The organism is Flavobacterium sp. MAHUQ-57 (assembly GCF_051908335.1).
In the GTDB taxonomy this organism is placed as follows: Bacteria; Bacteroidota; Bacteroidia; order Flavobacteriales; family Flavobacteriaceae; genus Flavobacterium.
Map to the genome: position 1 here is coordinate 600485 of NZ_JBPZTE010000007.1, position 15708 is coordinate 616192.

14 protein-coding genes are annotated in these 15708 nt (G+C 37.3%); 13 read left to right on the forward strand and 1 reads right to left on the reverse strand.

Annotation, left to right across the window (positions count from 1 at the left end; translation table 11 throughout):
- Window positions 1-34: 34 nt before the first annotated feature.
- The 4 genes from ACS8MM_RS10755 (at window position 35) to ACS8MM_RS10770 (ending at window position 6083) form a co-directional block, all read left to right on the forward strand.
- Window positions 35-589, forward strand: a complete 555-nt coding sequence (locus ACS8MM_RS10755; RefSeq protein ID WP_379716544.1) for a hypothetical protein — start codon at window positions 35-37, stop codon at window positions 587-589.
- Window positions 579-1682: a hypothetical protein gene (locus ACS8MM_RS10760; RefSeq protein ID WP_379716547.1), complete on the forward strand. Its 1104-nt coding sequence runs from the start codon at window positions 579-581 to the stop codon at window positions 1680-1682. Before ACS8MM_RS10755 ends, ACS8MM_RS10760 begins: the two co-directional genes overlap by 11 nt.
- Window positions 1683-1955: 273 nt before the next feature.
- Window positions 1956-4991, forward strand: coding sequence for a T9SS type A sorting domain-containing protein (locus ACS8MM_RS10765; protein WP_379716550.1), 3036 nt, complete (start codon window positions 1956-1958; stop codon window positions 4989-4991).
- 81 nt (window positions 4992-5072) lie between these two features.
- Window positions 5073-6083, forward strand: a complete 1011-nt coding sequence (locus ACS8MM_RS10770; RefSeq protein ID WP_379716553.1) for a T9SS type A sorting domain-containing protein — start codon at window positions 5073-5075, stop codon at window positions 6081-6083.
- 22 nt (window positions 6084-6105) lie between these two features.
- Here the strand turns inward: ACS8MM_RS10770 and rsmG are convergent, their stop codons facing one another.
- Window positions 6106-6735 carry a 16S rRNA (guanine(527)-N(7))-methyltransferase RsmG gene (gene rsmG / locus ACS8MM_RS10775; RefSeq protein ID WP_379716556.1) on the reverse strand — a complete coding sequence of 210 codons (630 nt, stop codon included), beginning with the start codon at window positions 6733-6735 and terminating at the stop codon, window positions 6106-6108.
- A gap of 105 nt (window positions 6736-6840) precedes the next feature.
- On the opposite strand from rsmG, the gene ACS8MM_RS10780 reads away from it, so the two are divergent.
- From ACS8MM_RS10780 to ACS8MM_RS10820, 9 genes are all read left to right on the forward strand, one after another.
- Window positions 6841-7935 (forward strand): fatty acid desaturase family protein, encoded by a 1095-nt coding sequence (locus ACS8MM_RS10780; RefSeq protein ID WP_379716559.1) that lies wholly within the window; start codon window positions 6841-6843, stop codon window positions 7933-7935.
- Between the two features lie 21 nt (window positions 7936-7956).
- Window positions 7957-8394, forward strand: a complete 438-nt coding sequence (locus ACS8MM_RS10785; protein WP_379716562.1) for a copper resistance protein NlpE — start codon at window positions 7957-7959, stop codon at window positions 8392-8394.
- A gap of 14 nt (window positions 8395-8408) precedes the next feature.
- On the forward strand, window positions 8409-9596 hold the full coding sequence (locus ACS8MM_RS10790; protein WP_379716565.1) for a pyridoxal phosphate-dependent aminotransferase: 1188 nt from the start codon (window positions 8409-8411) through the stop codon (window positions 9594-9596).
- A gap of 197 nt (window positions 9597-9793) precedes the next feature.
- Window positions 9794-10960 carry a formate-dependent phosphoribosylglycinamide formyltransferase gene (gene purT / locus ACS8MM_RS10795; RefSeq protein WP_379716568.1) on the forward strand — a complete coding sequence of 389 codons (1167 nt, stop codon included), beginning with the start codon at window positions 9794-9796 and terminating at the stop codon, window positions 10958-10960.
- A 150-nt stretch (window positions 10961-11110) separates the two neighbouring features.
- Window positions 11111-12982, forward strand: a complete 1872-nt coding sequence (locus ACS8MM_RS10800; protein ID WP_379716571.1) for a peptidase U32 family protein — start codon at window positions 11111-11113, stop codon at window positions 12980-12982.
- Between the two features lie 213 nt (window positions 12983-13195).
- Complete coding sequence (locus ACS8MM_RS10805) at window positions 13196-13516, forward strand: DUF6370 family protein (protein ID WP_379716574.1); 321 nt, start codon at window positions 13196-13198, stop codon at window positions 13514-13516.
- A gap of 9 nt (window positions 13517-13525) precedes the next feature.
- Window positions 13526-14056: a hypothetical protein gene (locus ACS8MM_RS10810; protein WP_379716577.1), complete on the forward strand. Its 531-nt coding sequence runs from the start codon at window positions 13526-13528 to the stop codon at window positions 14054-14056.
- 46 nt (window positions 14057-14102) lie between these two features.
- Complete coding sequence (locus tag ACS8MM_RS10815) at window positions 14103-14678, forward strand: Crp/Fnr family transcriptional regulator (RefSeq protein ID WP_379716580.1); 576 nt, start codon at window positions 14103-14105, stop codon at window positions 14676-14678.
- 293 nt (window positions 14679-14971) lie between these two features.
- On the forward strand, window positions 14972-15691 hold the full coding sequence (locus ACS8MM_RS10820; protein ID WP_379718995.1) for a pirin family protein: 720 nt from the start codon (window positions 14972-14974) through the stop codon (window positions 15689-15691).
- Window positions 15692-15708: the final 17 nt, after the last annotated feature.

Consider the following 15708-nt stretch of genomic DNA (forward strand, 5'->3'; position numbering starts at 1 on the left):
TTTTTTTTACATTTATACTTCTTAGTCAATTACAATGAACAAATTAATACTTCTTTTAAGTCTATTTTTAAGTACAACAACTTTCTCACAAACCAAGTTGGTTGCATTCAAAAGTCATAGTGGCAACACTAAGAAATTTGTGAAAAGTTTACAATCGGAATTGTTCAATTCACCCAACTCCAATTTTGGAATTCCCACCAAAAAAACATTGACGAATGATGAAAAAAAATCGATTTCAAAAGATGTAGCGGATAAAACAATCAATGTTTCTTATGAAACTGAAAAAGAAACTTCTGAACAAACCATAGAAATTATTTTAACCAATATACCAAAGAGCAATTTCAAAATTTATCTTAATCAAAAACTTATCACTACCCAAAAAAAATATTCAGCGTCAACACCTTTAAAAGTTACCCTTGAAAAAGGGAAACGCAACTATCTTGTATTTGACAATACTGAAAAGAAAAACAACAAAAGCGAAGGCAGTATCCCAATTTACATAACCGTTAAAGTTTTAGGCAGTGAATACCAACTTTGGTCAAACAATACTACCTCAAGAGCAATAATTATTGATCAAATTGACAAATAATTCCTTTTTAAAATCCGTTATTGGGCTTTTTTTAGGATTAGGAATTCTATTCATTCCTTTTCCTTATGAGGCATTCTATTTTCATTATGTTTTTATCCAAAATACCTTAGGCAAACTACTTTACAAAGCTGTAAATGCCACTCATTATTTCGAATATGTAATTCCTGAAATTCAATCGGATTCCATACTAATGTATGCGCTATTTATTACATTATTGTTTTCAAGCCTTTTCATCGGTTTTACATTTAAAAACCAAGTTACCAAAATACTCCAATCCAAATATTTTGACTGGCTCCTTACTTTTTACCTTTCGCTTCATCTAGTAAAATATGGATTCAGTAAAATTTTTCTGAAACAGTTTTATACACCGGAACCTAATATTTTGGCCACACCGATGGGAAATTTAGATACTGACATTTTATATTGGTCTGTGATTGGAACAACCCCAAACTACCAATTATTTCTTGGCCTAATCGAAGTACTTAGTGGACTACTTTTACTCTCAAAAAGAACTCAAAAAGTGGGTTTATACCTAACCTTGAGTGTATTAATCAATATTGTTGCAGTTAATCTCACATTTGACATCTCTGTTAAATTATTTTCAGCTTTTCTCACATTACTATGCCTGTATCTTTTGTATCCAATTTTCAAAAAAGATATATCCAATATATTTAAAGATAGAATAAACCTTACACCCAAATCATTGTTCTTTGGTTTCTTTTTAGTACTACTACTTTTTTTCGAATGCGTTTATCCTTCGTTCTCTGTAAAAGATCAAAAGAAGCCGTTCGAAGGTGTTTATGTCATTCAAAATTCGAATAGTATAAAAAAATTATTTTTCCATAAAGATGACTACCTCATTTTTCAATTGCAAAATGATTCTTTAATTGATTTTAAATATTCCGTCAACGAAAAAGAAAAGAAAATCACACTCACTGATTATTCATTTTCTACTGAAACTTTCCATTATAAAACGATACAAAACAATTTATACCTCAACAATGAAAACAAAACAATAAAGTGCATTAAAATCAAACCTAATTACAATGCATTAAAAAACAGTTTTCATTGGACAGTTGAAAGTGTGAAATAATCATACGTAAAGAAAACTTCAATTCGATTGAAAAATCAGAATGCTATTGTTAAACATCCTCAAATTTCAACTGATCCAAAAAGTAGTTACTATACGCTTCTAAAGAGCAATAAAACCAAAAGCACACTCACCAATAAGCTTTACATTGTAAATTAGACTCTAATTTTGTTAAAAATTTGTGTATTTGGAAATTATTTGTAATTTGTAATGAGAATTTATTATGCATGCATATAAATTTCTTACAAAAACAAACTAACCAACAAAAAACACATCATGAAACAAAAGTACCTGTGGGTTTACTTTTTGTTTGTCGCGTCACACATTTATGCGCAAAACAAAAAGAAAGTCGACTTCAACAATTTTGACAGAAAAGGAATGGAAACTTCCTTACTGTTAACTGAAGTTAAACCATTTACAGTTTTAGGTCAAAAGGGGAACACCTATAACATGTACAATCTATTCGAATCCTATGAAGAATTAGGCAAATCAGACACTCAAAAGAGGTTCCAAAATGCCAATGCCATGGCATCAGAAATGAAAATAGAGAATTCGGGAAAAATTCTAAAAATTGGACTCATCCATACCGAATTCGAAGTCCCAAGTAAAGAAGCTTACCAAAAAGGATGGTTTACCATTGAAAACAATAAAGCAAAAAGAAACTCTTCTGCATACATTTTTGACAAACACACCAATACGATTGTCAGTCCACTTACAGTACGAAAAAAAGGAGTCAACACAATTTTCCTTTTCGACAGCAATTACTTTGTCAATACAACCAAAAATAAAATCTCAAATATCAGCACCGATTTCGGAGATGGGAAAGGCTTTAGAACAGTCGCATTAGACAAAGGTATAGCCGTAACTTATCCTTCAGAAGGACAAAAAGAACTCCAATTCGAAATCACGTTTGACAACGGAACAAAATTACTACGCAAATCTTATTTAACCGTTTCTTATTCCAATGATGATGTAGCGCGATTATTCCGCAGAGCACCAACATTAATTACTGCTACGAGAACGCCTGATTTAGCTATTTACGGAGAAACCGACCTATCGGCAGGTAAGTGTGAATATGAGATTTTTACAAGTACTGATGGGATTTTTGACAAACCAATTTATGTGGTGGACGGATTTGACCCATCGGATGCCAGAAATACAACAGCCGTTTACAATTTATTGACGTACACCGACGCTGGTGGAGTTACTCGAAATTTAGGTGACCGTATCCGCAACGAAGAAGGATATGATATCGTAGTAGTCAATTTCCCAACCTATATCAATTCGGCAGCAAAAACTATTGATGGCGGAGCCGATTACATTGAACGAAATGCACTTTCATTGGTTACGGTTATGGAAACTTTGAATGCGCAAAAAGTAGGAACCGAACAAAACATTGTAATCGGTCCGAGCATGGGTGGGCTAATTTCCAGATATGCTTTACGCTTCATGGAACAAAACAATCTTAATCCTCAAACTCGTTTATGGATCTCATTTGATTCACCCCATTATGGTGCTAATGTACCTATTGGCTTACAACATTTATTCAATTATTTCGCATACGGATATGGCGATTCTGACGGTGTAAAACCTTTAATTGACGGTATGTTACGCTCACCAGCTGCAAAACAAATGCTGGTAGACCATTTTCAGGCACATGTGTTAGCAGGACCACAATCTCCTTTAGGTGACGATCCCATTATTCCATCTGCAGGTTTACCTTTAACTCCAACCGGCTATCCGAATATTAGAGATAATTTCCAAAACAGAATGAACGCTTTAGGTTTTCCACAGTCTACACGAAATATTTCAATGATCAACGGAAGTGGTAACCGCGCAAAATTCCAAGACAAATTGGGCAACGACATCAACCCTGGCTTCGATTTTATCGGTACCGCTACTACTCCTGCCAATATTGATACCGGAGACGTTTTTGCATTCATCAATACCAGAGCACTTACATTTTGCGAATACATGCCTAATGCCAATGTACAGGAAACTATTGTCGATGTAGATATTCAAGCCCAAGTCTTTTTCTGGATAACTCAAGATTCATTTATAGCAACTGCAAAACAAAGTGCCAACACTAATGGCGTCGATTCGTCACCTGGCGGTTTATTTGATATGGGCGGACTTGCTGCATCTTTACCTCCCGGAAATGACGTACTGATGAACTTCCTTAATGCAATGAAAGCTGATAAATTTAGTTTCATTCCTGCAGTAAGCGCCATGGGACTGAATGTTGGAGGTGATATCAACAACCCTCAACCAAATTATTATTTCAATATAAATTTAGGAACAAAAGACATTCCATGGGATGGAGTAACCACTACAACATCAAATACAACTCCATTCAAAAATTGGTATATGCCTCCAACTAATGAAGGCCATGTTACCATTACGCAAGGCAATGTTGATTTTGCCTGGTGTGAGATTGTTAAGCCCGATTTCGATTTTGCAGTGAACACAACTGGAGCACTTAGAACCTGTCAGGGAACCAATGCAACCTATTCATTCAATTTCAACAATATTCATGGATGCCTTGCGACTCCCGTAACTTTTACTGCCACAGGAACACCTGCGGGTAGTACAGTATCGTTTAGTCCCAACAGTATTTCTGCTAACGGGACAATCACAATGACCGTTTCAAATGCAACTCCTGGAACTTACAACATCATGGTAACTCCGGTAAATTATCCCTCAAAAGCGATACCTGTGACACTAACTGTGAATCCAGCGAACCCTGATTTAAATGGAGCTACACAATACAGCATTAATGACAATGCTACATTCACAACAGCGTCAAATGTTACTGTACAACAAGGTTCGAAATTAGAATTACGAATTCCATCCAATTTATATAACGGTTCCATAGAATGGTTTGATCCAAGTGGCTATTCCAGAGGCAGTACCAATCCGGTAATCATGAACATTCAAGATGGAAGTATTGATGAAGGTACATGGAATGCCAAAGTAACATTTACCAATGATTGTGGTCGAATGGCACCAACCCTAGTTCCGATTACGGTTATTGTGGAACAATCATTAAGTAACGACGTGAATCAACTTCAAGAATTCAAAGTTTATCCGAATCCTTCTGAAGGCATAATCAATATTACATCAAACATCCCATTTGGTATCCTCAAAACAAAAATTGTCGACCCAAGAGGAAGTAGTATCCTGAACAGCAAACCCAATTATATAGATGCCAACCATATTCAAATTGACATCTCACAGTTAGCTGCCGGCTCGTATTTTTTAGTTATTGAAAATGAAACCAATAGAAGTATAAAACCAATTATCAAGTTATAAATCAAGCCCCGAAAGGGGCTTTTTTATGGCAAAAATTTACTAAATTTAAGGTAGTATTTGAACCATTTAAAACAAACAGTTATGAAACAAATAATTACTCTACTGTTTATTGGTTTCACCATAACAGCACTGCCACAGAGCCCAATTAACAGTTACTACAGCGTTCCGGGTTCTATCTTCGACATTATTGATCCGGCCACAGTTCTCAATCAAACCGCTGGTCCGAATCAAACGTGGGACTTTACCGATCTGGTAAAAGTAGGCGAATCAATCGACAGCTACTCCATACCTACCTCTGCTGAATCAACATCTTATCCTGGCACTACAAACGTACTATTAGTGACAAGCACCGTTAATTCTGAAGTCAGCAACAATCGGTTTTACACCAAAAATAGTGGCAATCAAATTACATTCACTGCTTTTAACGGTCCAGATTTCGAATTGAATTACATATCGGACAACGCCCTTATTGGAACATTCCCCCTAAGCTACGGATACATCAACAACGATCCCGTTTCGGGAACTTTTGTCTATGGCACTAATAGCGGAACCTTTCAAGGCACATTCAATTCAAGCGTCGATGCGTATGGAACGTTACAAGTTACAAACGCAGGAGCCAGAGATTTCATAGGCAATGTAACGCGGTTAAAAACAGTACAAAATTTAAACTTAAGCTCTGGGATTCTAACCAATGTTGGGACGGCTACTTTAACCAATTACAACTATTACAGTTCGTCCAATGGCTATTTGATTTTTCGATATGCGCTACTCAACATCAATGTTCCTTTGCTTGCCATCAATCAGACATCGACTTCAATAGAAAAGTTCCAAACCGTTCTATTGAGTAGAGATGAGAATGAATTTAGCAAATCAATTGTAACCTACCCTAACCCAACCTCATCTGAATTCAAAATCAGCAATCCACTTCAATTATCCATTGAGTCGATTCGTCTTTTTGATATGTATGGAAAAGAGGTACTAAAAACAAAGGAAGATCAAAACATCACTATTAGTAACTTGAACAGTGGAATATACCTTGTTGTTTTAAGCACAGAAAAAGGCACAATTAGCAAAAGAATAGTAAAAAAATAAGCTCCACAATGGAGCTTATTTTTTAGGCTTTAAATTTTAAAGGAAGATGCACCACCTTTTTGGTTTCAAAAAAATCGGGGGCAAAGAAATCTGAAATATTATATTCAGTAGCTTTTGGAAAATCTTTCAATTCTTCTGTCAGATCACCACCTTTCAGGTAAAGAATACCGTTTTTTAATTCATGCTTTTGTTGCTTCTTGATTTTATCTTTAATCCAAGAAACAAAATCCGGCATATTGGTCACGGCACGACTCACGATAAAATCGAAATCACCTTTCACATTTCCGGCACGCATTTGTTCTGCTTTAACATTCTTAAGACCAACTCCTTCAGCCACCGCCTGAACCACTTTAATTTTTTTGGCAATCACATCCACTAGATAAAAACGGGTTTCGGGAAACAAAATAGCCAACGGAATCCCTGGAAATCCGCCTCCTGTACCTACATCAAGCACATAGGCTCCCGGTTCAAAAGGTTGTACTTTGGCAATCGCCAACGAATGCAAAACATGTTTTACATACAGTTCATCAATATCTTTTCTGGAAATCACATTAATTTTAGCGTTCCAGTCTTTGTATAATTCTTCCAGTTTTGTAAACTGTGCAATTTGCTCTTCTGACAAATTAGGAAAATACTTTAGTATTTCTTCCATAGTTGAAATTTTTCACAAAATTACACAATTTGGAGGTTAAAATTTGTGTTAATGAGTATCAATTCAATTTATTAAATACTACCTTTGGCACTTATTGTAGAAATTATGAATACAACAATTCCAACTTTTTCAAGAACCGACTCGATGAAGTTCTTTAGAACATTGAACACTCGAGTAAATAACTATTTCAAAGAGAACAACTTACAAAGAACCGGAAACTGGAAATTACATTTAAAAACTGTAATCATGTTTGCGTTATTCTTAACTCCATATTTCTTAATTCTAACATTGAACTTACCCTTTTGGGCACATGCATTACTTTCGATTGTAATCGGAATTGGTATGGCAGGAGTAGGAATGAATGTGATGCATGATGGAAATCATGGTTCGTATTCTTCGAAACAATGGTTGAACAAATTAATGGGAGGAAGTATTTATATTCTTGCCGGAAATGTTTACAACTGGCAGGTACAACACAATGTTTTACACCACACTTATACCAATGTCCCAGGACATGATGAAGATTTAGAAGCAGGAAGAATCATGCGATTCAGTAAAACAGCGCAATGGCATCGTTTCCACAAATTCCAACACTATTATTCTGTGTTCCTATATGGTTTATTGACTTTCAACTGGGCTATTACAACCGATTTCATGCAGATGAAACGTTATTTAAAACGTAAGTTATCGTATGGTGAATTCAAAAGCCCCGCTATCCAATGGACTACTTTAGTAATCACCAAAGTCATCTATTTTTCGATCTGGTTAGTGATACCTATGGTATTAGGTATTGTTTGGTGGGAAGTTTTAATTGGATTCGTAATCATGCACTATACTGCTGGATTGATTTTAAGTATCATTTTCCAATTGGCGCACGTAATTGAAGATACCGTTACTCCTGAACCGAATGAAGAAAATGAATTGGAAAACACTTGGGCCATCCACCAATTGTTCACGACGGTAAACTTTGCTCCTAAAAACTGGTTGGTAAATTGGTACACTGGTGGATTGAACCATCAAATTGAACACCACATTTTCCCGAACATCAGTCATGTCCATTATGGTAAAATTGCTGAAATCGTGAAACAAACAGCCAAAGAATGTAACTTACCGTACCATGAGTACAAAACCATGACAGCGGCAGTGATTTCTCATTTCCGCCATTTAAAAGAACTAGGACAAAAACCACAATTAGCATAGGTTGAAAAGGTAGTTTTGAAAATGAGAAAAATAGTAGTTATTTTAATCGGCTGTATTAGTTTTTTTTCTTGCAAAAAAGAAGAAGACAAACCACAAACTGCTGAAGATCGTTACAACATCATCGCTGATATGGCTGATAAAGTGAATTCAAAATCAATATCAGCAAGTTATTCAGGAATGCTTCCTTGTACTGATTGTGATGGCATTGCCACATTACTTACTTTAAACAATGACAATACTTTCGGTTTACAAACTACATACATTGGAAAAAACAACAATGAAGTGAACACCCAAGAAGGTAGTTATACGATTGAATCAAATGTTATAATTTTAGACATATCTGATATTCCTAACCAATATAAAATTGGTGAAAATTTCATACTTCAACTTGATAGTGATGGAAACGAAATTAAAGGCAATAACGCTGAAATGTATAAGTTAATCAAAATAAATTACTAGAATCAACACAACTAATGAGCACATTTTTATCAGACAGAATTAACAATCTATCTACCTCTCAAACTTTGGCAATGGCTGCTAAAGCAAGAGAATTAAAAGCCCAAGGAATCGACATTATCAGCTTAAGTTTAGGAGAACCGGATTTCAACACTCCTGACTTCATCAAAGAAGCGGCTAAAAAAGCCATCGATGAAAACTACAGCACGTATACCCCGGTTGACGGTTATTTGGAATTGAAAGAAGCGATTTGTAAAAAATTCAAACGCGATAATAATTTAACATACGCTCCGGCAAATATTGTTGTTTCAACCGGCGCAAAACAATCGCTATACAACATTGCTCAAGTAATGTTAAATGACGGTGATGAAGTAATTCTTCCGGCACCTTACTGGGTTAGTTATTTCGAAATCATCAAATTATCAGGAGGAGTTCCTGTAGAAGTGCCAACTTCGGTTGAAAGCGACTTCAAAATTACTCCCGAACAATTGGAAGCTGCCATCACACCTAAGACCAAAATGATGTGGTTCAGTTCTCCTTGTAATCCATCTGGTTCGGTTTACAACAAAGAAGAATTAACAGCGATAGCTAAGGTATTGGAAAAATACCCAAACATTTTCATCGTTTCTGATGAAATCTACGAACACATCAACTTCTCAGGAACATTCTGCAGTATAGCAAGTATACCGGGAATGTTCGACAGAACCATCACAGTAAACGGAGTAGCCAAAGCATTTGCTATGACTGGTTGGAGAATCGGTTATATCGGAGCGCCGGAAGCTATTGCAAAAGCCTGTACTAAAATCCAAGGACAAGTAACCAGCGGTGCTAACTCCATAGCACAACGCGCTACCATTGCTGCTGTTGAAGCTGACCCAAGCGTATTAAACGCTATGGTTTCTGCATTCAAAAACAGAAGAGACTTAGTGGTTGGCTTGATGAAAGAAATCCCAGGCATCAAATTGAATGTTCCTGAAGGCGCGTTCTATGTATTCCCTGATGTTTCTTCGTTCTTCGGAAAAACGTTAAGAGGCACCACTATTAACAATGCAGAAGATTTCTCAATGTATCTTTTAGCAGAAGCCAATGTTGCTACAGTAACCGGCGACGCTTTCGGAAACCCTAACTGCCTTCGTTTGTCCTACGCTGCCAGTGAAGCGCAACTTACCGAAGCCATCAGAAGAATCAAAGAAGCTTTAGCTTAAATTAGATACGCCCCGAGGAAACTTGGGGCTTTTTTTGTTCTTAATTTTAGGGCGTGACCACAAGGGTCGGGTTTTTCGTTGCAATCTTTTTTATACTGCTGCTCCGCTCAGCCATAAAAAAGGATTTCCACTTCAACCCCTCACGCGGCCGCAACAACAAACCATAAACAAAAAAAACAACGAACCACTTATAAACAATGCAAAAGAAAATACTACTATTAGGATCAGGAGAATTAGGAAAAGAATTCGTTATAGCCGCACAACGCATCGGACAAAAAGTAATTGCTGTCGACAGTTATGAAAATGCACCAGCCATGCAGGTAGCCCACGGATTTGAAGTCATCAACATGCTTGATGGTACCGAACTCGACCGTATCGTAGCCAAACACCAACCTGATTTTATCGTTCCTGAAATCGAAGCCATCCGTACCGAGCGTTTTTACGATTACGAGAAACAGGGTATTACAGTAGTGCCATCAGCGAAAGCCGCCAACTTCACTATGAACCGCAAAGCCATTCGTGATTTAGCCGCCAAAGAGTTGGGATTGCGCACGGCCAATTACCGTTATGCTACCTCAGCAGAAGAATTGCAGAAAGCCGTTGCTGAAGTAGGCATTCCTTGTGTGGTAAAGCCATTGATGTCTTCCTCGGGAAAAGGACAATCGACCATCAAAGCGGAAGCCGATATTGAGAAAGCATGGAACTATGCCGTGGAAGGTTCACGAGGTGACGTAGTGGAAGTCATTGTCGAAGCATTTGTCAATTTCCATTCTGAGATTACCTTATTAACCGTTACACAAAACAATCACCCAACATTATTCTGCGCTCCAATTGGGCATCGTCAGGAACGCGGCGATTACCAGGAGAGCTGGCAACCTGCACACGTTTCAACCAAAGACATTGAGGAAGCTCAGGACATGGCCAGAAAAGTAACCGAAGCCTTAGGTGGAGCCGGATTATTTGGTGTAGAATTCTTCTTAACCGATGAAGGCGTCTATTTCTCCGAACTATCACCTCGCCCACACGACACCGGAATGGTAACTTTAGCTAAAACACAAAATTTCAACGAGTTCGAATTGCATTTACGTGCCATTTTAAGCATTCCGATTCCCGAAATCATTCAGGAAAAAATTGGTGCAAGTGCTGTTATCTTGGCAACGGAAAATTCAGACAACCCAACTTTCGACGGCATCGAAAAAGTGGCTAGTCTTTCCAAAACCGATTTTCGCCTTTTTGGTAAACCAACCTCAAGACCCTACCGAAGAATGGGTGTCGTATTGGTTAATGATGCTTTGGACACACCCATTCTCGAAATTGTTGAAAAAGCAAAAAAGACAGCATCTTTACTAAAAGTAAATCCATAATAGCTTTGAAATTATGTATTAAAAAGAGGTAATTTCCTTAAATCCAAAGTCTTTTTATCAAAAAATGGACTGAAAATTCAAAACCTTATTTTTTTTTCGGAAATTTGCACTCATTTTTTCGGTAACCTTCGAAAATAAGTTTTTAAAGAAATGAAGAAGAAGATTGAAATTTTAGCTCCGGCAAAAGATTTAATTACGGGTATTGCGGCAATTAACGCAGGTGCCGATGCAGTGTATATAGGTGCTCCGCAATTTGGTGCACGTTCCAACGCGAACAATCCTATTGAAGATGTAGCTGAGTTAGTAAAATACGCTCACTTATACAATGTGCAAGTTTTTGTTGTTATCAATACCATTATTTATGATAACGAACTAGAAACGTGTCGTCAGCTTATTTGGAAGTTGTACGAAATTGGTGTCGACGCACTTATCATTCAAGACATGGGACTTTTGGAATTGGATTTACCACCCATTGCACTTCACGCCAGCACACAGTCAAACAATCGCGACCCTAAAAAGATCAAATTCTTAGCCGATGCTGGAATCCAACGTGTCGTATTAGCTCGTGAATTGAATTTACATCAAATCAAAGAAATCAGCGAAGCAACCGATGTCGAATTAGAATTCTTCGTTACGGGTGCATTATGTGTATCCTTCAGCGGTAACTGTTATATGAGTGTTGCTAATGGAGAACGTTCAGCCAACAGAGGCTCTTGTGCCCAAAACTGCCGTTTGCCCTACAACTTGATTGACGGAAACGGAGATACTTTAATAAAAAACAGTCACTTGCTTTCTATCAAAGATTTTGATGTTTCTGACCAAATTCCAAATTTAGTGGAAGCGGGTATTTGCTCTTTCAAAATTGAAGGTCGCTTAAAAGATGTTGTTTATGTCAAAAACAATGTTTCTTTCTTGCGTAAAAAACTTGATGCTTTCTTGGCTGAAAACAGTGACAAATACATCAAATCTTCTTCAGGAAGTTGCACCTATACTTTTGACTCAGAATTGACACGCACATTCAACCGTGGTTATACCGACTATTTTGTCAACGAAAGACATCAATCGATTGGATCATGGGAAAGCCCAAAGTCCAAAGGACAATACATTGGTAAATTAGTAAAAACCGTAGGGAATTCATACCATATTGAAAATGGGGAATTATTAAACAATGGTGACGGTCTTTGCTTCATCAACAGTGAAAATGTAGCAGAGGGAATTTACGTTAATAAAGTTGAAAACGGCATTGTATATCCTAACGTTTTAAAGGAAATTGCCAACGGAACTGAAATTTACCGTAACAATGATGCTGCCTTCATCCGATTAGTTGAAAGAGAAGATAGTGCCGTTCGTAAAATAAGTACTTCGTTACTATTGAAAGAAAACGACAATGGTTTTGAATTGATTGCTACAGATGAGGATGGAAATGTAAGCACTGTACAATTAGTTCATCCTAAAGAACAAACCAAAAACAATCAATCTTTAGAAGATACTTTTAAAGTGAATTTGGCTAAAACTGGTTTTACTCCCTACACGGCAGACGAAATCACCATTGAATTCTCGCAAAACTGGTTTCTTCCTATTTCAAAAATCAATGAAATGCGTAGAAATGTGTACGAGCAACTTTCTGAAATTCGTTTACTAAACTATGTTCGTCATGAACACCAATTAGAAAAAACTTCGCATCCGTATCCTGAAACCAAGTTGGATTTCACCTACAATGTTGCGAATAAAACCGCTCGTAAATTTTACGAACGCCATGGCGTTACCGAAATCGAAAAGGCTTTCGAATTGCAATGGGACCCAGGAAAATCACGCGTAATGACAACTAAGTATTGCATCAAATACGAATTAGAACGTTGTCCAAAATACCACCGTGAAAATATGGATCAAAAACTCAAAGAACCTCTAGTATTAAAACAAGGCGAATTGGAATACAAATTAAAATTCAACTGCAAACCTTGTGAAATGGAAATTTGGGAAAAAGATGCCGAATTCGAAATTGAAGAAGATCACCTACATTAATATACAAACCGATGTTTCCCAAGAACATCGGTTTTTTTAATTAAATCGTATTTAATTCCGAAAATAACGTACTTTAGTAAGACCAAATCGATAACATGAATAAACTAGTTTTCATCTTATTTATTACCTTTACATTACTCTCCTGTGGTCCACGCCGCTTACGTTGCGGTCCGAACAGGCGATGTGAAATCGAATCCCCAAAAACCCCAATTAATGAAAAAGTTAATCCTTACAGCGTTACTGGCATTTGGAGTTAGTGCCAACGCGCAAGAAAAAACAGAATTAAAAGATCGTGTTGTAGAAGCTTCATGTGGAGAATGCCAATTTGAAATGGATGGCAAAAGCTGTGATCTTGCCGTAAAAATTGATGGCAGAGCCTACTATGTTGAAGGCATGAAAATTGACGACTACGGAGATGCACACGCCCACAATGGTTTATGCAACGCCATTCGAAAAGCAAAAGTAAGTGGAGAAATTAAAAACGATAAATTTGTTGCCACTAGTTTTGTATTGATTGATGACAAGAAAAAATAAATTGCTTTTATGAGAAAAACAATCTTAATTTTTGCCACTAGCATACTACTACTTTCTTGCGGCAAAGAAAAAGAAGACAAAACCATTCAGAAAACAACAGACAAAGAGTCAATCGAAACTGTAAAGCCAGAAATAAAATCGGATTCAACCGAAAAAATTGCAAAAAACGACAGCATTAACCCAACTAATACAGTTGAAAATATTACTGTCAATTTTAGTTCAGAAAGTCTTCAGGGGTATTGGAATACAACTAGTGAAGATGACGATGGCCGAACTGTAAACATAGAAGGCAACAATTTGTCTTCTTTCGGCGGACCTTGCCAAAGTAGTTATACAATAAAACTGATTAACGACACCCGTTTTGAAATGGTTTACAATGGAACCGATTGCCGGATTAATTTTGAAGACACTTACGAAAATATAGATAAGACAATCGGCTATGGTTATTTGAAAAGCCCTGATGAACTCGTTTTCGAAATCAAAAAAGAATGCTTTCTCATGGACAAAGGTCAACACCTTCTAACTAGAGCAAACTATTAGAACAAAAGCTTCTTATTTTCCCAATAGAAAAACTAACCACTAATTTTTGCATTTACTCCTTGAAAATATCGCCAAACACGTTGCACTCACACCCGATGAGCAGGAACGTGTTTTGTCTTTTACCGAACAGCGCCATTACAAAGCCAAAACGCTTCTTCTTAAAGCAGGTGAAGTGTGTACGCATTCTTTTTTTGTAACCAAAGGAATACTGCGCAGTTACAACATGGACGAAAACGGCGTGGAGCATGTGGTGAGTTTTGCCTGCACCGGCTGGTGGATTGCCGACATGTACAGTTTTCTATCCCAACGTCCCGGTCATTTGTACATTGAAGTTAACGAAGAAGCAGAAGTTCTGGCCATCTCCAAAGAAGATCAGGACAAAATGTACAAGGAAATTCCTAAAATGGAACGCTTCTTCCGTATCCTTATTGAAAATTCATTGGTAGCCAACCAACAACGTCTTATCGACAACATGAGCTTCACTGCCGAAGCCCGTTACGACAAATTCTCCAAAAAATATTCGGAATTACTGCATTCCATACCCCAAAAACAAATTGCTTCGTATTTGGGTGTCACTCCAGAATTCTTCAGCAAAATGAAAGCACGAATGCTGAAGAAATAGACACTAAGGCTCTAATCCACTAAGGTTCTCAAAAAATTTTATACCCTTTGCTCTTCATAACCTTCGTACCTCCAAAAAAACATTTCTTAATCTAGATTAAGCGATTCACCCATACCCCTGTCTTAACTTTGTCCTATCAAAATGAACAAGTTATGAACCGAAAAGATTTTATCCGAAAAGTAGCCTTAGGCAGTGGAGCACTTCTTACAGGAGCGGCCTTAGCCAAAAAAGCTACCGAATCCGAAGTGACCCCTATCGGATTCAATCATATTCAAAACACAAACTCAAAAATCATGGACAACATCGTAGTACACAAAGCCAATACAAGAGGAAACGCCAATCACGGTTGGTTACAAAGTTTTCACACCTTTAGTTTTGCTAATTATTTCAATCCGGAGCGCATGAACTTCGGAGTTCTTCGCGTGCTGAATGACGATACCGTTTCAGGCGGTATGGGATTTGGAAAACATCCACATCAGGACATGGAAATCATCAGCATTCCTTTGGAAGGCGATTTAGAACACCAAGACAGTATGGGAAACAAAACCGTAATCCGAAATGGAGACATTCAGGTGATGAGTGCAGGAACCGGTGTACAGCATAGCGAATACAATAAGAATCAGGATGAAGCAGTGAAATTTTTGCAAATCTGGGTTATCCCAAATAAAAGAGGGGTACAACCTCGATACGATCAGATTACGCTTCAACAAGAAGACCGTCACAATACCTTGCAACAAATCCTATCACCCAATGCCGACGATGCCGGTGTATGGATCCATCAAGATGCATGGTTTCATTTAGGAAAATTAGACTCGAATTTTGAAACCGACTATACATTCAAGAAAGAAGGAAACGGTTTATATGTATTCGTATTGAACGGTGACGTAACCGTAAACGGACATGCATTGAATACCCGAGACGGCTTCGGAATCTGGGATGTAGACAACGTTAGCATCAAAGCAAATTCGGCCGCAGAAGTTTTATTGATGGAGGTTCCAATGGAAATCAAGTAAGTGTCATTTCTTAATCT